Source organism: Polymorphobacter sp. (genome assembly GCF_048007885.1).
Taxonomy (GTDB): domain Bacteria; phylum Pseudomonadota; class Alphaproteobacteria; order Sphingomonadales; family Sphingomonadaceae; genus Sandarakinorhabdus.
This window is the reverse complement of record NZ_CP180346.1, coordinates 818,319-840,874: the sequence shown is the minus strand read 5'-3', so window position 1 is coordinate 840,874 and position 22,556 is coordinate 818,319. Positions and strand designations below refer to the sequence as shown.

The window sequence follows — 22,556 nt, the reverse complement described above, 5'->3', positions numbered from 1 at the left end:
TTCGCTGCTTTTGTCGCGGTGCCGTTGATGTGGGGGGATGATGTGCCCATATCTCGGGGCAAGTGGCGCTGCATGCGCCGGATAGGAGTTTTGAGATGAGCGATGAACCAGTGACCAACGAGACCAGCCCGAGCGGACCGGCGAAGCTGCCGGTGCTGCCGCTGCGCGACATCGTGGTGTTTCCCCAGATGATCGTGCCGCTGTTCGTTGGCCGGGAAAAGTCTGTGGCGGCGCTGGAGGCGGCGATGGCGGCTGACAAGCAGGTCTTCCTGCTCAGCCAGCGCGATCCGGCGGTGGAAGATCCCGCGATTGATGACCTTTACGATGTTGGCACGGTGGCGACCGTCTTGCAGCTGCTGAAGCTGCCCGACGGGACGGTCAAGGTGCTTGTCGAGGGCCAGGCGCGGGCCTCCTTGAAGGCGCTTGAGACGGCAGCTCCCGATGCCGACGGCGGTGAGACGGAGACCGGCGACGGCTATCTGCTGGCCGAGGTTGAGGCGCGGCCCGATGTGCCAGGCGCGCCGACCGAGGTCGAGGCGCTGCTGCGCTCAGCGGCGAAGCAGTTCGAGAGCTTCGTCAAGCTGAACCGCAAGACGGCACCCGAGATCGCCTCGCAGATCGGCCAGATCGACGATGCCGGCCGCTTTGCCGACACGGTGGCCGCCAATCTGGGCCTCAAGATTGCCGATAAGCAGGCGCTGCTGGCCGAGACGCATGTGATGAAGCGGCTTGAGGCCGTCTATGCCCATATGGAAGGCGAGATGGGCGTGCTTCAGGTCGAGAAGAAGATCCGCAGCCGGGTGAAGCGGCAGATGGAGAAGACCCAGCGCGAATATTATCTCAACGAGCAGATGAAGGCGATCCAGCGCGAGCTGGGCGACGGCGATGAGGACAAGGACGAGGCGGCCGAGCTGGAGGAGAAGATTGCTTCCACCCGGCTGTCGAAGGAGGCGCGCGAGAAGGCGCAGGCCGAGCTGAAGAAGTTCAAGGCGATGGCGCCGCAGTCTGCCGAGGCGACCGTCGTGCGCAATTATCTGGATGTCATGCTGGGCCTGCCCTGGGGCAAGAAGAGCAAGGTGAAACGCGATATCGTGGCGGCACAGGCCGTGCTCGATGCCGATCACTATGGGCTGGAGAAGGTCAAGGACCGGATCATCGAATATCTGGCCGTGCAGGCGCGCACGGCCAAGCTGAAAGGGCCGATCCTGTGCCTTGCCGGGCCGCCGGGCGTGGGCAAGACCTCGCTCGGGCGCTCGATCGCCAAGGCGACGGGGCGGAAATTCATTCGCCAGTCGCTGGGCGGGGTGCGCGACGAGGCCGAGATCAGGGGCCACCGGCGCACCTATATCGGCTCGATGCCGGGCAAGATCATCCAGAATCTGAAAAAGGCTGGTTCGTCCAACCCGCTGTTCCTGCTCGATGAAATCGACAAGCTGGGGCAGGATTTCCGGGGTGATCCGGCGTCCGCCTTGCTTGAGGTGCTCGATCCGGAACAGAACAAGGCGTTCAATGACCATTATCTGGAGGTCGATTATGACCTTTCGGACGTGATGTTCGTGACGACGGCCAACAGCCTCAACATGCCGCAAGCGCTGCTTGACCGGATGGAGATCATCCAGCTCTCGGGCTATACGGAGGATGAGAAGGTCGAGATTGCCAAGCGGCACCTTCTGTCCAAGCAATATGAGGCGCATGGGCTGAAGCCCGAAGAGTTCAGCGTCACAGATGCTGCCCTTCGCGACCTTATCCGCTATTACACGCGGGAAGCGGGCGTGCGCACGCTGGAGCGTGAGTTGGCCAAGCTGGCGCGCAAGAGCCTGCGGCGGATCCTGGAAGGCAAGGCGACCAGCGTTGTCGTGGACAGCGACAATCTGGGCGAGTTTGCCGGCGTCAGGAAGTATCGCTTCGGCGTGAGCGAGAGCGAGGACCAGATCGGCGCCGTGACCGGGCTGGCGTGGACCGAGGTGGGCGGCGAGCTGCTGACCATCGAGGCGGTGACCGTGCCGGGCAAGGGCGTTGTCAAGACGACCGGCAAGCTGGGCGATGTGATGACCGAATCGATTTCGGCGGCGCTCAGCTATGTGCGCGCTCGCGCGACCCATTATGGCATCAAGCCGAGCGTGTTCGAGAAGAAGGACATCCACGTCCATGTGCCCGAAGGCGCGACGCCGAAGGATGGGCCTTCGGCCGGCATTGCCATGGTGACGGCGATCGTCTCGACGCTGGTCGGTGTGCCGGTGCGGCGCGATGTGGCCATGACCGGCGAAGTGACGCTGCGCGGCCGCGTGCTGCCAATTGGCGGGCTGAAGGAAAAGCTGCTGGCCGCACTTCGCGGAGGCATTACCACCGTGTTGATCCCGGCCGAGAATGAGAAGGATCTGGCCGAGATCCCCGCCAATGTCACCGAAGGCCTAACCATCATTGCCGTGGGGCATGTCGATGAGGTGCTTGCTGTCGCGCTGGCGGCGCCGCTGGCCCCGATCGAATGGACCGAAGCTGATGAACTGGCAGCGCAGCCGGCCGTAGGCGGGCCGGGGCCGGCGGTGCGCCACTAGCGGCGCGGGCCCCCTAGGCAGGGCCGCTTGTTTGTGCAAACCTGATTCTTTCGTGATCGGGGGATGCATGAACAAGCAGGATCTTGCCGGGGTCGTTGCCCTGGAGGTGGGGGTGTCGCGGGAGACGGCGGCTGAGTTGATCGATGCCTTTCTGGGCCATGTCACCGAGGCGCTGGCACGTGGCGAGGAGGTTCGGCTGATGGGTTTCGGCAATTTCGTGGTGGCCGAGCGCAAGCCTTCGACCGGGCGCAACCCGCGCACCGGCGCGCCGATTGATTTGCCTGCCTGCCGCACGCCAAAGTTCCGGGTTGGACGAACGCTGAAGCTGGCCTGCAACCGATAGGGGGCTCGCTGCGGGGCATTGCTTGAAGGGCTTTACTTGGGGCCGGGGCTCGCCTAATCAGCGCGCTCCCGGCGCAGCGCGATGCGTGGCTGGCGGGGGCGCGTAGCTCAGCGGTAGAGCACTGCCTTCACACGGCAGGGGTCACAGGTTCAAACCCTGTCGCGCCCACCACAACCTTATTGAAATTGTTGATTAGCGCGAGAACGCTTTCCGGTTGGACGATGGCTGTGGATAGCCTATATTGAGTTTCGTAACAAAAGGAGGCTTGATATGGCCAAGACAAAGACAAAGACCAGCGCTGATATGGGCGTAGATTTGGGGATGGGCGATAAGCAGCGCAAGGAAATTGCCGACGGGTTGGCTGTCCTGCTTGCTGATACTTATACGCTTTATCTCAAGACGCACAATTTTCACTGGAACGTAACTGGTCCACAGTTCAACTCGCTGCACGCCATGTTCGAAGCGCAATATACTGAGCTGGCTCTGGCGGTGGACACGCTGGCGGAGCGCATTCGTGCGCTCGCCGAGCCGGCGCCGGGCAGCTATTCCGCCTTTGCCAGGCTCTCGACGATCAAGGAGGCCGAGGGCCTGCCGCCGGCCGAGGAGATGGTGCGGATCCTGGCCGAGGACCAGTTGGCCGTGGTGCGCACGGCGCGGAAGATCTTCCCGCTGGCCGCAGACGCTGGTGACGAGCCGACGGCGGACCTGCTGACGCAGCGGATGCAGCTGCACGAAAAGACGGCGTGGATGCTGCGGGCGAACTTGCCGGCCTGACACGCCACTCGGCGATCGGGACCGCCGTTCAGCTGCGGTCCCGATAGTTTCTTTCCCCCCAGTCGCGGTAGCTGCCGTCCATGACGGCGCGCCACCATGGTTCGTTTTCGAGATACCAGGCGAGTGTTTCGGCGAAGCCCTGTGCGAAGTCGCGTTGCGCTGCATAGCCCAGCTCGGAGCGGGCGCGAGTGCAATCAATGGCATAGCGCCGATCATGGCCGGGGCGGTCCTGCACATGGGTCTTGAGCGTGGCGCTTGGACGGCCGTGCGCGGCCGGGGCATCAGGAAAGCGGGTGGCAAGTCCGGGGTCTGAGGCAAAGGCGGCGTCGATGGCAGCGCAGAGCGTGTCGATGACAGTCAGATTAGCGAGTTCGGCACCGCCGCCGATGCAATAGATCTCGCCGACCGTGCCTTGCGAGAGGACCGCTTCGATGCCGCGGCAATGATCCTCGACATGAAGCCAGTCGCGGACCTGCTGGCCGTCGCCATAGATGGGCAGAGGCTTGCCGTGCAGGGCATTGAGCAGGAAGAGCGGGATCAGCTTTTCGGGAAACTGGTAGGGGCCATAGTTGTTGGAGCAGTTGGAGGTGGTCACTTCAAGGCCGTAGGTATGGTGCCAGGCGCGCACCAGATGGTCGGACCCGGCCTTGCTCGCCGCGTAGGGGCTATTGGGCGCATAGGGGGTGGTTTCGCAGAACGGGGGGTCGCCCGGCGCCAGCGTGCCGAATACCTCATCGGTGCTGACATGGTGAAAGCGGTGCGGCCGGCCGGAGCCCGCAAGCCAGACCGCGCGGGCGGCCGCCAGCAGGCTCATGGTGCCGATGATGTTGGTTTCGATGAAGGCGGCCGGCCCATGGATCGAGCGGTCGACATGGCTTTCGGCGGCAAAATGGACCAGCGTGTCGATCTCGCGGTCTTGCAGCAGCGCCTCGACCTTCTGCTGGTCGCGAATATCGGCGACGACAAGCTCGGCGCGGGTGCCGGCGAGGCTTTGTGGATTGCCGGCATAGGTCAGGCTGTCGAGGACGGTGATCCGGCAATCCGGCCGGTTCGCTTCGAGGTAGCGGACGAAATTGACGCCGATGAAGCCGGCGCCGCCGGTCACGAGGATGTTTGCGGGTGTCATGTCATCGCTTTCAGGCAGGCGCGCAGTTCCTCACGCCAGTGTCGCGGGATGCCGGCGACTGCCCATGTCGCTGATTTGTCGAGCAGGCCATAGGCAGGGCGCCGGGCTGGCGTGGGGTAATCGGCGGTTCCGATGGGCACGACGGGAACGGCGGTTTCGAGCAGGCCAAGGGCCAGCGCTTCTTGCTGAATGGCTACGGCGAAGTCATACCAGCTGGCACTGCCAGCGTCGGTGAAATGGTGAAGGCCGCGCGCGTTGGCGTCGATCAGCGACCAGAGCGCCCGGGCCAGGCTGTCGGCATGGGTGGGGGTGCCCAGCTGGTCAGCTACCACACGGACCTCGGGGCGTTCGCGCATCAGGCGCAGCATGGTGTGGACGAAATTGGCGCCCCGGCTGGCATAGACCCAGGCGGTGCGGACGATCAGCGCCTGCGGGTTTGATGCTGCCGCGCGCTCACCCGCATATTTGCTGGCGCCGTAGACGCTCTGCGGATTGGGACGCGCATCGGGCGGGATGGGGCTGTGGGCGGTGCCATCGAAGACGAAATCAGTGCTGACATGGACGAGCCGCGCCGGCAGGGCTGCAAGCCGGGCGACGGCGGCGGCGTTGATCTCATGTGCGCGCTCGGGCTCGCTTTCGGCCTTGTCCACGGCCGTATAGGCGGCGGCGTTGATGATGACATCGGGGCGCAGCGTGGTCATGGCTGTGTCGAGGCTGGTGGCGCTGGTGATATCGAGATCGGCTTCATCGGGCGCGCTGACACGGTGATGGGCGGGCGCGCTGGCCTGAAGTGCGCGCCCGAGCTGGCCGCCGCTGCCGGTGATGAGGATCTTCATGCAAAGACCTCGGCTGCGGTGAGCAGGGGCGCAGCCTGGTCCTTGGCTGACAGCGTGGGGGCGCCCTCCAGCGGCCAGTCGATGGCAAGCTCGGGGTCGTTCCAGGCGAGGCTGCGGTCGGAGGCTGCGTCATAGGGCGTGGTGACCTTGTAGAGAAAGTCGGCCGTATCGCTCAGCGTCAGGAAGCCATGGCCGAAGCCGGGCGGGATATAGAGCATGTCGAGCGTTTCATCGCTGAGAACAGTGCCGAACCAGCGGCCGAAATGCGGCGAGCTACGGCGCAGGTCGACGGCGACATCGAACACCGCGCCGCGCGCCACGCGCACCAGCTTGCCCTGCGGATTGGCCAGTTGATAATGCAGGCCTCGAAGGACGCCCTTTGTGGAGCGGCTGTGATTGTCCTGCACAAAGGCGAGATCGAGGCCGGCATTGGCGAAGGTCTGCGCGTTCCAGCTTTCGGTGAAGAAGCCGCGTGCATCGCCGAACACCTTGGGCTTGAGGTGAAGGACGCCCGGCAGAGGGGTCTGGATCACCTCCATCAGCGGCCCCCGCCAAGCTGACCGAGCAGATAAAGGCCGTAGCCGGACTTCTTCAGCGGCTCGGCGATGCGGGCGAGGTCTTCATCGCTGATGAAGCCCTGTCGCCAGGCGATTTCCTCGGGGCAGCAGATTTTCAGCCCCTGCCGCTCCTCGACGATGCGGACATAAAGGCCGGCATCGAGCAGCGAGCCATGGGTGCCGGTATCAAGCCAGGCGAAACCTCGGCCCATCAGCTCGACCGTGAGCAGCCCGGCCTCGAGATAGAGGCGGTTGAGATCGGTGATTTCGAGCTCGCCGCGTGCCGAGGGCTTGATGTCGCGAGCGAGCTTTGGGGCGTCGCCGTCGTAGAAATAGAGGCCGGTCACGGCATAGCTGGACTTGGGATGCTCGGGCTTTTCCTCGATGCTGGTGGCGCGGCCCTCAGGGTCGAAGGCGACGACGCCGTAAGCGCGCGGGTTGGCGACCGAATAGCCGAAGACGGTGGCGCCCTTGTCGCGTGCATTGGCGGCCGCGAGCAGCTCGGGCAGGCCGTGGCCGTAGAAGATATTGTCGCCCAGAATCGAGCGTGCTCGGCTGATTGCCGACAAAATCCGCGCCGATATGATAGGCTTGCGCCAGCCCGCCCGGCTCGGGCTGGACTGAATATTGGAAATTGAGGCCCCAGTCGCTGCCGTCGCCCAGCAGGGCGTGAAAGGCCGCTGCATCGGCCGGCGTGGTGATGATCAATATGTCGCGGATGCCGGCAAGCATCAGCACCGACAGGGGATAATAGATCATCGGCTTGTCGTAGACGGGCATCAGCTGTTTGGAGACCGATCGGCTTAGCGGATAGAGCCGCGTGCCCGAGCCGCCGGCGAGGATGATGCCTTTGCGTTTGGACATGGGCTTGCCTTTCAGGTTCGGCCTTGCAGCAGACGGCGGAGCAGGCCGGCGAAGCTGCGCAGCCGGCCGATGAGCGGTTCGCGGCGGGCCGCCGCTTTGACGCCGAGACCGAGGTAGACCGGGCGTGGGCGGCGGGCAAGCGCCAGCGCGGCGAGGCGGGCCGAGACCTGCTGCTTGCGGCGCGCCTGGTGCGGTTGCATCCGCTGGATGGCTTCCAGCGCCAACGGGCTGGTCGCAATGCGCCCGGCAGCGCGCGCTTGATCGAGAAGCGCCTGGCCGGCTGGTGTGCGGGCCATGATGAGGCTGCGGCCTTGCTGCTCCTCGAAGCTTGGATAGCCGCGCGCATCGCTGTCCCAGGCGTCGGCGCAGACGATATCGGCAGCAGCACCCACGGCATCGGCGCAGATCTTGCAGCGGAACTGGACGTGTTTGGAGAGGATGCTGCCCCAGCTGTCGGCATAGCTCATGTCGCGGCTGGAGCCGTCGCGCAGCGTGGCGGTGGCGCGGCCTGGCCAGCCGTCGCCGCGGTAGCGAAAGGCGGCGACCTCGCCCTCCGAGACGCCGAGATGATCGAGGATGCGGCGCGCCCCGGTCTCGGCGGGCACCCCAGCGCAGAAGAAGGCGAGCATCAGCGGCACTTTTTCGGAGATGCGGGAATTCAAACCGGGCGCGGGTGCGCAGCGCGGTCACATCGCAAGGCTTGCCGACAAAGGCGAAGCGGCCGGGCATGGCCAGCCATTCTTCCAGACGCTCGAGCGGTGCCGATGGCGCGTAGCGAGAGCCGGCGGCATTGTAGATGTCTTCGGCGCTTGTCGAGGGGCGGACCTGGTTGCCGAGCGGGTTTTCAGGATTGGCTGCGGTCTGGACGATGAAATCGACAAGGCCCGTTTCGAGCGCATGGACAAGCAGTGCCGACAAGGCCCCGCCCGATGACGCATGGTGGCGCAGCCGAGCGTCGGTGGCATGGCCGGTGTGAATGCTGTGGGCCGGCCCCCAGAGCGGATCGTCAAGCGGGGCGTTGCTGCACTGATCAACGAGCAGGGCAGGGCAACCGCTGGCGATGGCCGCCTCCTGCGCGCCGGACAGCGGCGCGTGCTGGACCGGGCGGAGATAACCCGGCGGCGCCATGGTCATCGAGATTGCCCCCGGCGCCAGCGCGGCACAAAGGCCGCAGCCTGAGCAAAGCTGCCCACGCTCGACAGCGGTCAGGCTGGCGGAGCGCTGAAGCTGGCTCACGTCTGCGCCTCGGCAAAGGCGGCGGCGAGGCCGGCGGTATATCGTTCGAGGCCGGCATCGATGATTGGCTTGGCGCCATCGATCTGGGCCTTGAGCTCATGTCGGTTGTCCAGGCCGGTCATGATCGTGTCGAGCGCAGCGTCTGTCGATTGGCCCTTGGCGTTGACCAGCGCTGTGTAGCCGAGCGCGTCGTAAAGCCCCTCGAACTTGCGGCTGTAGCTGACGGGCAGCACGGGGACGCCGGCTGAGAAGGCGGCGATGGTGGCGTGCATGCGCGCACCCACGAGAAAGTCCAGCCCTGAGATGAACGACTTGGCGTCCTGCGGGCTATTGGGCACATGGAGGCCGAGGCCGGGGTGGCGGGCGATCAGCTTCCTTGCAGCAGCGAGATCATCATCGACAGGCAGATCGGGCGCGATAACGTGGGGGATGAGTGTGATCCGCGTGTCTGGCCGGGCTTTGAGCGCGATGATGAGACGTTCCGTGAGTTCGGGATAGTCGTAGCCCAGCCCGTATTGATTGTTGCCGGCATAGCCGCCGCTCATCAGCAGGCCGGAGATGTTGAGGCCGACATGAATGCCACTTTCGCTCCGCGGGGCCTGTGTAAAGGGCATGGCGAAAGCGACATCAATGACCTGTGTGGCCCGGGCGTTGGGCGCCAGCTTGGCAAGGGCGTCCATGGAGAGCGCGTCACGGGCGTAGACATGGGTCGCACGGCGGCAGATGCTGGCGGCGATGGCGGTGTGCGGCTGGCGGGAAAATGGCCCGATGGTCTGCGGCGAGAGGATCAACGGCTTGCCAGCGGCCAGCACTGCCAATTTGGTAGCAACCATATAAGCGAAGCGCTTGTCAGGATATATGTCGGTAAAACTGTCTCCGGCGCTGATGTCGAGGATGATGTCCTGCCTCGCGATATCTGCCAGATAGCCACGGATCATGTAACGGCCGGTTATGGTCCTGTGTTCGATATCCGGGTCGCTGACATATCTGGGGCCGGGCTCGCGCGTGCCGATCAATGTGAAGCGGGGACGAACGCCGCAGCGATCAGCGGCCCGGCGCGCGAGCGTGAGATTCCCGACCGTCAGCGCACCGACACCTAGATTGGTTGCCGCCGCACTGTGCCAGACCAGGCCGATTGCTAAGTCCCTCATGACCCTGACACAATTTCGGCAGCCCCGGTTCAGTTCACAATGGCGCCGAGGGCGTCATCAGGATTGATCTTCTGCGCTTCGGGAGCCGGCGACGGCGTGACCGCGGCGGGCGCCTTCTCGGTTGCCGGAGCCTCAAGCAGTGACTGGTCGGGCTCGCCATAGCCTTCGGCGTAGACGATCTTCGGCTTGTAGCTCTCCTTCCACTTCTCGAGCTCGCTCGACAGGCGCTTCTGCACATTCTGCTGCTGCAGAACATTCTGTGCATAGGTGATGGCGCGCTCGCCGATGAACGGCTGGAGCTTGCTGTCGATGACATTGTTGATGAACACCACCGGGCCGATTGCTCCCTGGGGCTGGTCAATGAACATGAACGGCTCGGGATTAGGGGAATTGGTGATCTTGAGGATCTCGGTGGTCAGCTTGGGGTTGATGGTCAGCGTATCGACCTGCTGCGGGGCGCGGCGATATTCGATCTCATTGTCGACCAGGATCCGCTCGACCTCACCCATCGTCTTGGCGTCAGCCAATGGCAGGCGTTCGAGATTGTCCGGCCGGAGGAACTGGATCTGGTCAATCGCGAAAATTCGTCGCTCGGCAAAAACCTGCGGGTTCTCCTCGATGTATTTTTGCGCGGCTTCCCGGGTGGTTTGTGGAACCTGACCCTGGATGTCGGCTTGCAGCGCCTGAACGAGCAGGCCTTCTTCAGCGCGGACCTTGGAGAGAAGGAACTGCGGGCGATTGTCGAGTTCCTTCCCGCGCGCCTCTGCGGCCAGCATCTTGCGCTCGATGACCCGCGCCAGCGCGACCTGTTCAAGAAATTTGCGCGGCGTGTCGGCAGGGGCTCGGATCAGGCCGATTTCGGCGTTGACCTCATGGATGGTGACATCCTTGCCATCGACCGTGGCGACAACCTGTCCATCGGGAATGGCCGCGTCCTTCTCCCCGCACGCCGCGAGGGCGAGCGCGAGCGCAGCAATAGGGACGAGGTGAAGCTTGGTGGCAGTCATGTTGCTTCCTTTCAGAAACTTGATCCATCGAATTAGTGGGAAAATGGTCGGCGGAAAAGGGCGCGTGTGAGGTTGGCAGCTGCGGGTGCACGGCCTTGGAGTAAGTGACGAGATATGTAGAATATTGTTATAATTATATGAAATAAAATATAAAATTTATAATATCGGACTGTGAATGAAATTCTCGAACGTGTTAGCCAGTATTCTGAAAGCAAGCTGCGAGCATTTTTTTTGCTTGAAGAGCCTATGGTGCCTCCTTCCTTATGCCACACTACTGCATTCGCAGCGAACGCTGTTGTGAGAGGTCCGCCAGAATGGCGTTGATTACGAATAGCCCAGTCGATTTCTTCGAAATAAAGGAAATAGCTTTCCTCCATCAAGCCTACCCGGTCTATGAACGCCCGGCTGACTGCGAGGCTGGCACCCAGAACAAAATCACACTTGCTTGCAATGTCCGCAGGGTCAAAGCCGTCATGAACTGATGTTCCCGCTCCGAGGCTCCAACTGCGACCAGTGATCGGTTGAAAGCGGCTGCCACACAGGGCCTGAACTGTGTCGGGTGCGTGGTAATAGCGTACAACGGTGCCGCATTGGCCGACATTCTCAGTCGTTTCGAGCGTGGCCAGCAGGTTTGCGGGGGTTTCAGTCGCGACCACGGTGTCATTGTTCAACAGCCAGACATAGCTCACGGAACGGTCCGCCATGGCGAGCCGGATTCCGAGGTTGTTACCGCCCGCAAAACCCAGATTCTGATCACTCTCGACGAGAATGATCTCGTGCTGGCCTCGGTCGCCGGACGATTTCTCATCTTTCGGGACTTGCGCGGCCGCGTTGGCATTGGACGGAATGTCGGCCGAAGCCAGCCGCTGGACCGAAACGGGCTTGGGCGATGGCGGCGTGCTGAAGCGCGACATGGCTTCGCTGGCCGGGTTGGCGATGTCTTCGCCTCGGGACCATGCGAGGATATGTTCGGTCGACTGGTCTGCTGACGCATTGTCGACGACGATGATCTTCAGGCCAATCGAGCTCGCGAGAAGAGATTCGAGGCACTCGATCGTATCCCGCCAACGGTTCCAGTTGACCAGCACCACTGCAAGGCGCGCGCTCACGCTTTGGTCCAATAATCCTGCGCATCGTAGCTGGGCGCGCTCGCTGCCGACAGCCCGACACGCGAGCGCCACAGTCGCAATCTGGCCAGGACCGCGATCCCGCGCGCTCTATTGGCCAATCGACTGGAAGGGCCATCGAGGCGAGGGCTGGTGAGAAGCCGCAACGCGTCGATCGGTATCGAGGCAACCAGGGCGAGGCAGTACAGGCGCCAACGGATGAGCGAGCCGCCGTCGCGCTTCCGGTCCGCAAGATCATGGGCGATATGGCGCTGCCATTTTCGCTGGAGTTCAGCGAAGGTCGTGCCGACCGGGATGGTAGATCCGCATCGCTTCGACATAGCGAATGCGATAGCCCTTTGCGGTGGCCCGGTTCCCCCAATCCTTGTCTTCGGCGATTTCGATGCCACCGAAAGGCCCGACGCTTGCCAGGATGTCGGTCGTCATCGCGAGATTGCCGGTCCCAGAAAAGCCCATTTTCTCAATATACATGCGCTGCCGATAAGCGAAAACGGCTTCATAGGCCTCGATGCCAGTTAGGTGATGGGGGTCAACAAACCCGATGCGAACATCGCCGCCGACAATGGTGTTGGCTGGCCCATGGTCGAGGGCGTTCAGTGCAGCTTGCAACCATCCGGGCGCGGCCGTGCAGTCGGCGTCGATGAACGCGAGGCGCGAGGCGCGGGCGGCGGCTGCGCCGGTGTTGCGTGCGAGGCCCGGCCCTGGCCTCGGCTCAGAAAGAAAGCGCACATCTGAATGCCGCGCGGCGATGTCGGCTGGAAACCGGGCGGAGTTATTGTCCACCACGATGATCTCGAAGGAGCCGTGGTCGATTTCCTGGCTCTTGACGGACTGAAGGCAACGGTCGAGCGCCGCAGGCATCTGAAAATGGGGAATGACGACAGAAATTCGCGTTGCTTCTTCAGTTGTTGGCGCACGCGGACCTGTTGACGGGGGTCCTTGGGCCGGGTCGTCTCTGTCAGTCATTTGTGAGGCGGGCGAGAGCGGCCGAGATGAGCAGCAGCGAGGAAACGCCCGGATAGGCAAAGCGGAAGCGCACCGCACCACCCACGTCGCTGCGCTCCAGCAGATCTTGCGGGCCGGAGAATTGCTTGAGTTCGCGCTCGACATAGGCCGGATTGGCCAGTCCGCCGACGGCATTCTTGCCAAGCTCGGTGATCACGTCGTCGGCGCTGAAGAAGCCATCGGCCGAGCTGCCGGCGCGGGCGGCGGCGATCAGCAGCGGCCAGTTGGCACGCGCTTCCTCGCGGGCCAGATTGACCTGCACACGTCGTGGCAGCGATGCGTTCCAGTCAGTCAGCACGCGTTCGACCGCGGCCCGGCCATGCGCCGCCGTAACCAGACGCGCTTCCTCATCCAGCGCGGAGAGGCCGGCAGCATGGGCAAGGAGCCGGGCAAGATAGGGCGAGCCACCTGCCATGGTGGTGATCATCTTCGTCGCGTCGTCGGAATAGCGCAGTTCCGCAGCTTTTTCGCCCAGCGCGATCAAGGCCTTGACTTCGGCGGGGGTGAGCGGCCGCATCGGCAGGCCGACGATGTTGCGCCGGATCGAAGGGGCATAGCCGATCAGCTCATCGAGATTCTGGGCAACGCCGGTGAGCACGAGCTGTACGCGCGCTGCACGGTCAGAGAGATTCTTGATCAGTTCGGCGACATCGCGGCGGAACTCGACATCGACCACCCGGTCATATTCGTCGAGGATGATCAGGACGCGCGTGCCTGTCACCCCGGCCAGAACATCGGCAAGTTCGCGCGGGCCAAAGTCCTCGGGCAGCATCGAATCGAAATTGTCGCCTTGTTCAGCCTCGGGAGAATTGGGAAGGACGCTGGCGTGATAGAGCCGAGGAATGCGCGCCAGAAAGGCGCGGAACATGCTGCTGAACTGCGCATCCGAGCCGCAGCTGCCATAAAGCACCAGGTAGCGGGCCTCGCGTGCGGTCTCGGCGAACACATGGGCGAGGCTCGTCTTGCCGATTCCGCGCTCGCCGTAGATGACGACATGGACGCGGTTCTGTTCGATGGAGGTGATCAGCTGCGCCATGGCGTCGTGGCGGCCGGCGAAAACTTCACGGTTGATGACCGGCTGCGAGGCACCGAGCGTGTCGCGTAGCGCCAGTTTGCGACGGACGATTTCGCTGGTGCCGCTGGTTTCGATATCATCAGACGCGCTGGCGGTGAAACGGGGCAGGGTGGTGCGAGAGGGCGCGTCGAGCGGCTGGTTCCAGAGCTCATCGAGAAAGGCCGGGCGATCGAGCTGCGGTGGCACCATGGTTTCGATGTCGGCAAGCGGCGCGTCGCCGGTGCGTCTGCCGTCGCCATCAACCGCGACGGCGTCCTCCGTCTTGACCTCGTTGTCAGCAGAGGTGTCAGCCTCGGAGCGGAGCCAGCGTTTCCAGCTCATTGTTCGTCATTTCCTTCATGCTTTCGGCGGTCAGGAACGCCCTGTTGCTGTCCGTCTTTCGCCTATCTCAGCCCGTTCAGCAACCGGTGAAGGCACGAACCGGCCCCCATTTGATCGACATGTGCGGCGGATGCATGGAAAAACAGGGTGGTCGGCCTGACCTCTGCAGCGTGCGTGCGTTGCGGTATCGAAGGCAAGGGTGTAGCAGCGCGGACCTGTTTATGCTCAAGATTGTTATATATGGCAAGGCCAGCACGGTTGAGCGGTATTTTGTCAGGGGATTCCGGTAAAGTGACGGTAATGAGACGGTTAACTCCTGAGCATGCATCCGGGCAAGGCCGGACACCACCCATGGCGGCCATGCTCGCGCTTGCGCTTGGGTTCATTGCGACCCCGGGCTTTGCCCAAAGCAGCTTTTCCAGCGACGACCCTCCGATTGCGCGGTCCGGCTTCATTACCGTCCCGCAAGTGATTGGTCGCGGTTACACGCTCAACGCGTCGGTTGTGTCCCGGGTTGACAGCAATTTCCAGCGCACCGGCGGAACAGGCACGTCTGCAGTCCGTATAACACCGCTGGTTCAGGCCGGAATTGGCACGCTGCTCGGAAGGCAACAGGTTTATGTTGGCGGTTCGCTTGGACAAGATGTGTTTATTGACAATTCCCAGTTCAACCGGACCCAGTTTCAGGTGGGCGGCGGTGCTGGGCTTTATCTGGGCTCGCGTTGCTCATTTAATGTCGGAACCCAATATGGCCAGCGTCAATTGTTGCAGAATGATGCTGTTGAGCTTGCTGATAACCTGATCAAGGATTTCGTGGCTGGTGGTGGCTTCCTGTGCCGCGGTCCGGTTGGTATCGGGTTCGGGACCGACGTGGTCTATCGGACGGTTCGGAATGGTCGTTCTCAGCGCGCATTGTTTGACTTTGACAGTCTCACCATTTCACCGCAGCTGAGCTATGCCTCTCGGCTGGGTGTCTTTTCGCTCGGCGCCAATTTCAGCAATTTCAAATACCCCAATCGCCCGATTTTGACGCCCGATGGTTTTTTCGAGGATGAGCTTGATGTTCGCAGCTTGCGGATTGGCTATTCGCGGCCGCTGGGGTCGCGCCTGCAACTGTCGGTGGGGCTGAGTGATTTCAGCACGACCCCCCGGCCCGATACGCAGCTGTTGCCGGATCCTGTTGGACCACCCGGCAGCTTGATCTCGGAGCCGAGGACAAGTGCGGGAGGTCTTGGATATGACGGTACGCTGACGGCGCAATTGGGTTCTCGCGCATCGATCTCGATTTCTGCTGATCGATCCTTTCGCGGAGGTGGCAACGTCGGCGCGCTGCAGACGCGTGCCGTGAACTGGGGCGTCGATGGCGACTACAGGCTGACCCGCTCGATCGCGGTCGGCGCGGGCGCACGGTTCTCGGACCTCGATTTCATCGACAGCTTTGCCTCGCCTGACGAGCCGCAGGCGCGGCGATCAAGCAAGATCCAGCGCTATTATGGCCAGATCAACTATTCACCAACGCCTCGATATAGTGTCGGGTTGGAAGTGGCGCATCTTCGACGGGAATCCGACCCCGAGATCTTTGCGTTCGAAAATACGAGTGTACTGCTGAGCATGCGGGTTCAATTTGGCCGATCTGGATGACGTGTGATCGGAGAATCTTCGTGTTTGCGGATTTGAAGGAGAAACAGTGATGAGACAGCTGCGGACTGGTTTCAGCGTCTTTTCTTCGTTTTTTCTGACAATCGCGCTTTTGGTCCTGTCCCTGCCGGCCATGGCGCAGACAAATGCGCCGGCCAGCGGGTCTCGGGGCTATGTCATCGGGCCAAATGATGGTGTGCAGATCATCATCTATGGCCAGCCAGAGGCGGGGGTCACGACGCGGGTCAAGGCGGACGGCACTATCGTGATGCCGTTTCTTGGCAAGTTGAAGGTTGACGGTCTCGACAATATCCAGCTTGCCGACCTGATTGAGCGGCAAATGGTTGCCGGTGATTTCCTTCGGCAACCGCTCGTCAATGTCGAGATCACGCAATATGTGAGCAAGACGGTCAATGTGGCGGGAGCCGTCACCAAGCCGCAGATTCTGCCGCTTGATCGGCCCTACCATGTCCTTGAGGTTCTGCTGCAGTCGGGTTGGACGCGCGCCGACAGCGCTGACTATATCTATCTCAGGCGGCCTAGCCAGACAGAGCGGCGTCTGTCGGTGGAGGGGTTGGTACGAGGCGACACTTCGGAAAATCCGTTGGTGATGCCGGAGGATACGTTGTTTGTGCCGACCTCGGACAAATTCTACATTTCTGGTGCAATCGCCAGTCCTGGCGTCTATCCGATCGTGCCGGGCATGACCATCGAACAGGCGATCGTGACGGCAGGCGGCGTCGGCGCAAATGGTTCGAAGGGCAAAGTCGGGCTGATCCGTGGCGGCCAGGAGACATCCGTCGAAACCACCGAGAAACTGCAACGTGATGACCTTATCGTGGTCAAGGAACGCTTCTTCTGATGTGCGCTGCTCTTAACAGGTTGATGTCATGAGTCTGATCCAATTTCTCAATATCCTTCTGGCCCGGCGTTGGATCATCGTGACCTCCTTCGTCACGACCATGGTGGTTGCGATTGCTGTCGGATTTTCCTTGCCGGAGCGTTACACGGCCAGCGCGCGAGTGCTGATGGACATCATCAGGCCCGACCCGGTGACGGGTCAGATGGTGGGTGGCCGTGACCCGCGCATGTTCATCCGCACCCAGATCGAGCTCATTCAAGACTTCCGTGTTGCCGCCGACGTTGTCGACCGGCTTGGCTGGCCGTCCAACCCTGCGGTCATCGCTGCCTGGCAGGAAGAGACCGGCGGCGTGGGTGACATCCGCCGCTGGGGCGCGCAGCGGATCATTGACGATACGTCAGCCAGCCTGGTGGCTGGCTCCAATATCCTCGAGATTTCCTATGATGCGCCAACGCCTGAGGCCGCGCGCACGATCGCGTCGCTGCTGCGGACCGCGTACATTGAAGGGAGCTTGAGGTTTACCACCGACAGTGCCGGACGAAATGCCGAATGGTATCGCAATCAGGCCGAGCGGGCCTTGTCGGCGCTCAAGGCGGCGGAAGCGGCCAAGGCACGCTTCGAGCGCGAAAATGATCTCGTCATGACAGCTGACGGCGAGGCGGAGTCGGCGAAGCTCGCCTATTTGCAATCGGTACTCATGGAGGCCCAGACCCAGCGGAGCTCGCAGGCCTTTGTCGCGGCCCAGTCGGTCTCGACGTCGCCGGTGGTCAATCAGCTCAAGATGCAGCTGACGACGCTGAGCGACCAGATGGAGCAGGCCGAGAGTACGCTTGGCACGGCGCATCCCCAATACAAATCCATGGCGTCGCGCAAGGTGCTGCTTGAGGAGCAACTCAACCGCGAGATCGCTGTGGCACGCGCCGCGGGTGCGGCCCAGACCGGCGCATCGAGGCAGTCTGTCGCGCAGATCGAGGCCGAATATGAGGCGCAGAAGGCCAAGGTCCAGAGCATGCGCGGCGTTTTGGGCGAGCTTGCCCAGCTCGACCGTGAGGTCGAACTGCGTCGCAATCAGTATCAGGGGGCGGCCGCGCGAGAGGCAGAGTTGCGCCTGGAAGCGAACGTCTCGGAAGGACAGCTTGTCGTGCTTGGCGATGCCATCGGGGCCAATACGCCGTCCTTTCCAAAATGGCCGCAGATCATCGGCCTTTCAGCCGTGTTCGGGCTGGGTCTCGGGCTGGCTCTGGCCCTTGCCGTAGAGCTTCTGGCGCGCCGCGTTCGCTCGCCGGAGGACCTTCGCTTTGTCAGCGGCGCGCCGGTTCTGGCGGTGATTTCGGACGTCAAGGCATCCCCATGGCGTGACCGTGGCCGGCGCTGGCTTGCAAAGCGCGGGCTGGCAATGGGCAATCTGAGGCCTGCGGAGTGACTATGGACGACGGCAAGATGCCTTCCGATGAGGCCGAGACCTCGCCCGGGGATGTGAAGAAAACCGTCGAGGACGGGCCTTTGTGGCTTTCGGATGCGCAGCGTGAAGCGATCGCCGAGACGATTGGCGGTGCGCCGCGCTCTTCGGTCGAGGGTGCGAATGTTGACGATGAGCCATCGGCTGGCGGGGCGTCAGACACGTTGGATGATGCGGCTCGGGTCGAAGATTTGGCTGGCCGCGAACTGTCAGGTGTGGCTGCGGTCGAGATCGACGATGGGTCGCTGGATGCCGATGAGCCGCTGCGCGAGGTGTTGTTGCAGCTGGGATATCTGACCATCGAGCAGGCGGAGCGGGTTCGGACCCATGCCGCGCAGCGCGAGCTGGAGTTTGACAGGGCAGCGCTTGAGCTTGGCTATATCACGCCCGATGATCTGGACCGCGCACGCGAGCTTCTGATCACCTCGATGGCCCAGCGCGGCGGCGCGCGCCGGCCGGTTTCTGATGAGCTTGTCGTCGTTTCCGAGCCGCTTGGGCTTCGTGCGGAATTGGTGCGGCTGCTGCGCACGCAGGTGATCGCCCAGCATGTGAAGGCCGGGCGGCGCGGGCTGGCGACGGTTTCTGCCGTGCCGGCGGCTGGATGCAGCAACCTTGTGGCCAATCTGGCCGTGGCGCTGTCCCAGGTCGGCATCAAGACCCTTCTGGTCGATGCCAATCTGCGCGATCCGCGCCAGCATGAGATTTTCGGGCTGGACCGGGATTCGCCGGGCCTTTCGACCTACCTCTCAATGAAGGTGACGCGGCCGGAGCGCGTGGTCCAGGCCAATGTCCTTCCCAGCCTTGCGGTCATTACCGCAGGCCCGGCGGTGTCGCGGCCGCAGGAACTGCTCTCGTCACGTCGTTTTCGCGAAGGCGTCAACATGCTGCTGCGCGAATATGATCTGGTATTGTTCGACACGCCGCCGGCGAACAGCAGCGCCGACGCCCTGACCATCGGCGCTGCGGCCGGTTATGTGATGGTCGTGGCGCGCCGCGACCATGGCTTCTTCAAGGATATCTCGGTTCTGGTCGAACAGTTGCAGGCATCACGCTGCAAGGTGATCGGATCGGTACTGAACGAGTTCTGAGCATGGCCAGTGAGGCGCCTCAGCCCATGGTCGCTTCCCCGTCGCCTGGTCGGCTGGACTGGCGGGCGCTGCTCTCTGGGCATTGGTTCGTGTTTCTTGGTGCCGCGGCGATGATTTTTCCCACCCTTTATGGGATGGCGCGCGGCCCCTGGTCGCTTGAAAGCGGGGTTCATGGGCCGATCGTGCTCGCCACGGGACTTTGGCTGATCTACGGGCGTCTTGACGAGATCAGGGCGCGGATGCAGCCCGGCGCGCCATGGTTGACGGCGGTTGCCATGGTCGTTGCAATCGCTCTCTATGGGTTTGGCCGGGCCTTCGACTTCATGGTCATCGAAGTTGCTGCGATGCTGCTGGCGCTGCTGGCGGTTGCGCATGCCTATATTGGCCTCGACATGCTCAAGCGCCTCTGGTTCCCGATCTTTTACATGGGGTTTCTGATCCCGATTCCGGGCTTTGTCCTTGATGTCGTGACCCAGCCGCTCAAGCTGTTCGTGTCCGAAGTGGTGACAGGCGCGCTGGCCAACCTCGGCTATCCGATGGGTCGGCAGGGGGTGACGATCTTTGTCGGCACCTATCAGCTTCTGGTGGAAGATGCCTGTGCCGGGCTCAATTCGCTGGTCAGCCTGTCCGCGATCGGGCTGTTCTATGTCTACATGCTGCGCGGCTCAAACTGGCGCTATTCGCTGCTGTTGCTGGCGCTGGTCGTTCCTGTCGCAGTGGCGGCCAATATGGTCCGGGTCGCGGCTCTGGTGCTGATCACCTGGTATCTCGGCAATGCGGCGGCGCAGGGATATTTGCACAATTTCGCGGGCATGGTGACCTTTGTCTCGGCGCTCCTGCTGATCTTTCTCGTCGATAAGATATTGACTCCGCTGCGCAACGCACTCGCAGCGCGCGAAGGCGTGCCAGCATGAACCGGCGCGACCTGCTGATGGGTGGCGGCATGCTGGCGGCCGCCGGCACGGCCTTCGCACTGGCGCCACGTGAGCGGCTGGTGTTGTTGGCCGAGGACCAGACGCTCGAAGCGATTGTGCCCAGTCAGATTGCCGACTGGCAGGATCGGCCATCGGACGCGTTCATCCTGCCCAAGACGCCGGGCAGCCTTGCCGACCGCCTCTATAATCAGACACTGACACGGCTCTACGTGTCCGAGCGCGGGCTGCCCGTGATGCTGGTGATTGCCTATGGCGCCGTGCAGAATGACCAGTTGCAGCTTCACCGGCCCGAGGTCTGCTATCAGGCCGTGGGCTTCAATATCCGGTCGTCCGTGCCAAAGGCGCTGCCGCTGGGGCGCGCAGACCTGCCGATGCGAGCGCTGGAAGCGGTTTCAACCACAAGGGTCGAGAGCATTCTCTACTGGACGCGGATCGGCGATGACCTGCCTACCGATGGCGGCTCGCAGCGTATGGTCAAACTGCGTCAGCAGATGGCCGGCTACCTGGCCGACGGCGTGCTGGTCAGGATGTCGAGCGCGGTGCCGGCGTCGGATGCGGTGTTCGACGAACTGGCGCGCTTCGCCGAGGCGATGGTAGGCGCGATTGCGCGCGAGGACCGGGATGTGCTGATCGGGCGGCAGTTGGCGGGGGAGCTGGCGTGAGCGGCGCGTCAATCCTGCTGGTCAAAGGGTTTGAGCGCAAACCAGATGAAGGCCAGCGTGGCCCCGCCAGTGGCGACCGCGGCCAGATGATAGAGGCTGTCTTCAAGCTTGATCGCCTCATTGCCAAGATAATTGGTCACCGCGCAGCCGACCGAGGCGAGCAGATATTGCCACAGAAAGTCACGCGGTTCCCCCTGGGAGCGCTGCAGGAAGAGGACGATGAGACCGGCAAAAACAAGGATTGTCAGCCAATCATAGGGTGTTTCCATCGAGACGACCTTTTGGTGAAGGCATTGTTTACACCGAAGCCGGCAGTTGTGGCCATCGCTTTTGCGCCATTGCGAGGCCGCTTGTGATGGAAATGGGGTCGATCCGGCCCGACAAGCCGGTGGTTCAGGTCAGCAGGGCCGGCAGCGTTCCGTCGGGTCGGCCAGGGGTGCCGCTGGAGCTTGCGGTGTTGCTGGTCCGGGTGCTTGAATTCGCTGCCGCGCTGGCGTCCGGCTTTCTCGCGGCATCGTTTGCCGGTGTTCTGGAGGGCGAACAGTTGGCGCTCTATGGGCGTGCCGTTCTGCTCGGGGCGCTGTGCTTCGCTACGCTTGCCGAGACCATGGGCTGCTATGATCTCGACGCGCAATTCTCGCTGCGCACATTGTGGCGACGCCTCGCGGCCAGTTGGGCGCTGACGGCGCTGTTCCTGATCACGCTGGGCTTCTTGCTCAAGGTGTCGGGCGAAGTGTCGCGTGGCTGGGCGCTTGTCTGGTTTGGTGGCGGCGGAGGTACCTTGCTGCTGGGCCGCGCGGTGTCGACAGTCTGGGTGCGCCGCCTCAAGAACCGGGGCACGTTCAACCAGCGCGTGGCGATCTTTGGTGCTTCCGTCCAGGGGGAACGGTTCGCCCAATATGTCCTCGGCAACCCGCGGCTGACGATTTCGCTGGTTGGTTTCTTCGATGACCGGGCGCGCGACCGGGTGATGAGCGCGCCGGCCGGGCTGCCGCTGCTTGGCAATCTGACCCAGCTCATCACCATGATCAGGGAAGGCAAAATCGATCAGGTGGTGGTGGCGCTGCCATGGTCGGCCGACGCACGGCTGCAGCAGGTCGTCAGTCGGCTGGCCCTGACGCCGGTCCGGATCAGACTGGCGCCGGACATGGCTAGTTTCGCCTTTGCCAAGCGGCCGATGGTGCTGCTTGGCGATTTGCCGGTGATGACGGTGTTCGAGCGTCCGATCTCGGGCATGGATGCGGTGCTCAAGCGGGCGGAAGATCTGATGCTGACGATGCTGATCATGCTGGTGGCGGCGCCGGTGATGGCGCTGACCGCTCTGGCCGTGAAACTCGATTCGCCAGGGCCCGTGCTGTTTCGCCAGCCACGCGAGGGGTTCAACAACAAGCCTTTCGAGGTGCTGAAGTTCCGGTCCATGTATGTCGATCATGGCCAGCGCGAGAATATAGAGCAGGCCAGCCGGCATGATCCGCGCGTCACACGCGTCGGGCGCTTTATCCGGCGGACCAGCATCGACGAGCTTCCACAGCTGCTGAACGTGCTCAAGGGCGACATGAGCCTTGTTGGGCCGCGCCCGCATGCGCCGTCGACACGAGCCGGGGACCGGCTGTTTTCGGAGGTTGTCGCCTCCTATGCGGCGCGTCACAAGGTCAAGCCGGGGATCACTGGCTGGGCGCAGGTGTGCGGCTGGCGCGGAGAGACCGATACCGAAGCCAAGCTGGTCAAGCGGCTGGAACACGACCTCCACTATATCGAGAACTGGTCGCTTGGGTTCGATATCTACATTCTGGTCCGCACGCTGGGTGCGGTGGTGCTGAACCGCGACGTGTTCTGACGGGCGTGGCCGATTGGCAACAAGCGGGCTTGGATCGGCGTGGTTACGGTAATTAAATTAGCGTTCGGGCTTTTCAATGGACAGTATCTTGTCTAATG

Annotated in this window: 21 protein-coding genes, 1 tRNA gene and 2 pseudogenes; 12 read left to right on the top strand and 12 right to left on the bottom strand. The window is 62.8% G+C overall.

The window, feature by feature from the left end:
- The first annotated feature begins 95 nt into the window (after positions 1 to 95).
- From lon to ACMVO5_RS03960, 4 genes are all read left to right on the top strand, one after another.
- Complete coding sequence (lon, locus tag ACMVO5_RS03975) at positions 96 to 2,555, top strand: endopeptidase La (protein ID WP_416908778.1); 2,460 nt, start codon at positions 96 to 98, stop codon at positions 2,553 to 2,555.
- 67 nt (positions 2,556 to 2,622) lie between these two features.
- Positions 2,623 to 2,898, top strand: a complete 276-nt coding sequence (locus tag ACMVO5_RS03970; protein WP_416908777.1) for an HU family DNA-binding protein — start codon at positions 2,623 to 2,625, stop codon at positions 2,896 to 2,898.
- Between the two features lie 96 nt (positions 2,899 to 2,994).
- Positions 2,995 to 3,069, top strand: a tRNA-Val gene (locus ACMVO5_RS03965).
- Between the two features lie 132 nt (positions 3,070 to 3,201).
- Positions 3,202 to 3,672 carry a Dps family protein gene (locus tag ACMVO5_RS03960; protein WP_416909290.1) on the top strand — a complete coding sequence of 157 codons (471 nt, stop codon included), beginning with the start codon at positions 3,202 to 3,204 and terminating at the stop codon, positions 3,670 to 3,672.
- Positions 3,673 to 3,700: 28 nt separating this feature from the next.
- Here ACMVO5_RS03960 and rfbB read toward each other — a convergent pair whose 3' ends face one another.
- From rfbB to ACMVO5_RS03935, 5 genes and pseudogenes are all read right to left on the bottom strand, one after another.
- Complete coding sequence (gene rfbB / locus ACMVO5_RS03955; RefSeq protein WP_416908776.1) at positions 3,701 to 4,798, bottom strand: dTDP-glucose 4,6-dehydratase; 1,098 nt, start codon at positions 4,796 to 4,798, stop codon at positions 3,701 to 3,703.
- Positions 4,795 to 5,634, bottom strand: a complete 840-nt coding sequence (gene rfbD / locus ACMVO5_RS03950) for a dTDP-4-dehydrorhamnose reductase (RefSeq protein WP_416908775.1) — start codon at positions 5,632 to 5,634, stop codon at positions 4,795 to 4,797. Before rfbD ends, rfbB begins: the two co-directional genes overlap by 4 nt.
- Positions 5,631 to 6,173 carry a dTDP-4-dehydrorhamnose 3,5-epimerase gene (gene rfbC / locus ACMVO5_RS03945; RefSeq protein WP_416908774.1) on the bottom strand — a complete coding sequence of 181 codons (543 nt, stop codon included), beginning with the start codon at positions 6,171 to 6,173 and terminating at the stop codon, positions 5,631 to 5,633. The genes rfbD and rfbC overlap by 4 nt, the downstream gene beginning before the upstream one ends.
- Positions 6,173 to 7,055, bottom strand: a pseudogene (gene rfbA / locus ACMVO5_RS03940) (glucose-1-phosphate thymidylyltransferase RfbA). The gene rfbC and the pseudogene rfbA overlap by 1 nt, the downstream one beginning before the upstream one ends.
- An 11-nt stretch (positions 7,056 to 7,066) precedes the next feature.
- Positions 7,067 to 7,684, bottom strand: coding sequence for a Coenzyme F420 hydrogenase/dehydrogenase, beta subunit C-terminal domain (locus tag ACMVO5_RS03935; protein ID WP_416908773.1), 618 nt, complete (start codon positions 7,682 to 7,684; stop codon positions 7,067 to 7,069).
- Between the two features lie 19 nt (positions 7,685 to 7,703).
- Between ACMVO5_RS03935 and ACMVO5_RS03930 the strand changes: the two genes are divergently transcribed.
- Positions 7,704 to 7,988: a hypothetical protein gene (locus ACMVO5_RS03930; protein ID WP_416908772.1), complete on the top strand. Its 285-nt coding sequence runs from the start codon at positions 7,704 to 7,706 to the stop codon at positions 7,986 to 7,988.
- On the opposite strand, the pseudogene ACMVO5_RS03925 reads toward ACMVO5_RS03930, so the two are convergent.
- The 6 genes and pseudogenes from ACMVO5_RS03925 to ACMVO5_RS03900 form a co-directional block, all read right to left on the bottom strand.
- Positions 7,869 to 8,183, bottom strand: a pseudogene (locus ACMVO5_RS03925) (coenzyme F420 hydrogenase/dehydrogenase beta subunit N-terminal domain-containing protein); the annotation flags it as partial. The gene ACMVO5_RS03930 and the pseudogene ACMVO5_RS03925 sit on opposite strands and share 120 nt — an antisense overlap.
- 104 nt (positions 8,184 to 8,287) lie before the next feature.
- Positions 8,288 to 9,442 carry a polysaccharide pyruvyl transferase family protein gene (locus ACMVO5_RS03920; RefSeq protein WP_416908771.1) on the bottom strand — a complete coding sequence of 385 codons (1,155 nt, stop codon included), beginning with the start codon at positions 9,440 to 9,442 and terminating at the stop codon, positions 8,288 to 8,290.
- Positions 9,443 to 9,471: 29 nt separating this feature from the next.
- Entirely contained in the window at positions 9,472 to 10,449 is a 978-nt protein-coding gene (locus ACMVO5_RS03915) for a hypothetical protein (RefSeq protein WP_416908770.1), read from the bottom strand.
- Positions 10,450 to 10,481: 32 nt separating this feature from the next.
- A complete protein-coding gene (locus ACMVO5_RS03910) occupies positions 10,482 to 11,558 on the bottom strand; it encodes a glycosyltransferase family 2 protein (protein ID WP_416908769.1) in 1,077 nt (358 codons plus the stop codon).
- Positions 11,559 to 11,846: 288 nt separating this feature from the next.
- On the bottom strand, positions 11,847 to 12,437 hold the full coding sequence (locus ACMVO5_RS03905; RefSeq protein WP_416908768.1) for a glycosyltransferase: 591 nt from the start codon (positions 12,435 to 12,437) through the stop codon (positions 11,847 to 11,849).
- Between the two features lie 97 nt (positions 12,438 to 12,534).
- Positions 12,535 to 13,977 carry an AAA family ATPase gene (locus ACMVO5_RS03900; RefSeq protein ID WP_416908767.1) on the bottom strand — a complete coding sequence of 481 codons (1,443 nt, stop codon included), beginning with the start codon at positions 13,975 to 13,977 and terminating at the stop codon, positions 12,535 to 12,537.
- Positions 13,978 to 14,328: 351 nt separating this feature from the next.
- Here ACMVO5_RS03900 and ACMVO5_RS03895 point away from each other — a divergent pair, with 351 nt between their 5' ends.
- The 6 genes from ACMVO5_RS03895 to epsI all read left to right on the top strand — a co-directional run bounded on the left by ACMVO5_RS03895 (position 14,329) and on the right by epsI (position 20,621).
- Positions 14,329 to 15,618, top strand: a complete 1,290-nt coding sequence (locus ACMVO5_RS03895) for a hypothetical protein (protein WP_416908766.1) — start codon at positions 14,329 to 14,331, stop codon at positions 15,616 to 15,618.
- A 49-nt stretch (positions 15,619 to 15,667) separates the two neighbouring features.
- Complete coding sequence (locus tag ACMVO5_RS03890) at positions 15,668 to 16,477, top strand: polysaccharide biosynthesis/export family protein (protein WP_416908765.1); 810 nt, start codon at positions 15,668 to 15,670, stop codon at positions 16,475 to 16,477.
- 28 nt (positions 16,478 to 16,505) lie between these two features.
- Complete coding sequence (locus ACMVO5_RS03885) at positions 16,506 to 17,900, top strand: Wzz/FepE/Etk N-terminal domain-containing protein (RefSeq protein ID WP_416908764.1); 1,395 nt, start codon at positions 16,506 to 16,508, stop codon at positions 17,898 to 17,900.
- Positions 17,901 to 17,902: 2 nt separating this feature from the next.
- Positions 17,903 to 19,024 (top strand): hypothetical protein, encoded by a 1,122-nt coding sequence (locus ACMVO5_RS03880; RefSeq protein WP_416908763.1) that lies wholly within the window; start codon positions 17,903 to 17,905, stop codon positions 19,022 to 19,024.
- Positions 19,025 to 19,134: 110 nt separating this feature from the next.
- Positions 19,135 to 19,938 (top strand): exosortase V, encoded by an 804-nt coding sequence (gene xrtV / locus ACMVO5_RS03875; protein WP_416908762.1) that lies wholly within the window; start codon positions 19,135 to 19,137, stop codon positions 19,936 to 19,938.
- Positions 19,935 to 20,621, top strand: a complete 687-nt coding sequence (gene epsI / locus ACMVO5_RS03870; protein WP_416908761.1) for an exosortase-associated protein EpsI, V-type — start codon at positions 19,935 to 19,937, stop codon at positions 20,619 to 20,621. The genes xrtV and epsI overlap by 4 nt, the downstream gene beginning before the upstream one ends.
- An 8-nt stretch (positions 20,622 to 20,629) precedes the next feature.
- Here the strand turns inward: epsI and ACMVO5_RS03865 are convergent, their stop codons facing one another.
- Positions 20,630 to 20,890, bottom strand: a complete 261-nt coding sequence (locus ACMVO5_RS03865; protein ID WP_416908760.1) for an XrtV sorting system accessory protein — start codon at positions 20,888 to 20,890, stop codon at positions 20,630 to 20,632.
- 86 nt (positions 20,891 to 20,976) lie between these two features.
- Here ACMVO5_RS03865 and ACMVO5_RS03860 point away from each other — a divergent pair, with 86 nt between their 5' ends.
- A complete protein-coding gene (locus ACMVO5_RS03860) occupies positions 20,977 to 22,458 on the top strand; it encodes an undecaprenyl-phosphate glucose phosphotransferase (RefSeq protein ID WP_416908759.1) in 1,482 nt (493 codons plus the stop codon).
- Positions 22,459 to 22,556: the final 98 nt, after the last annotated feature.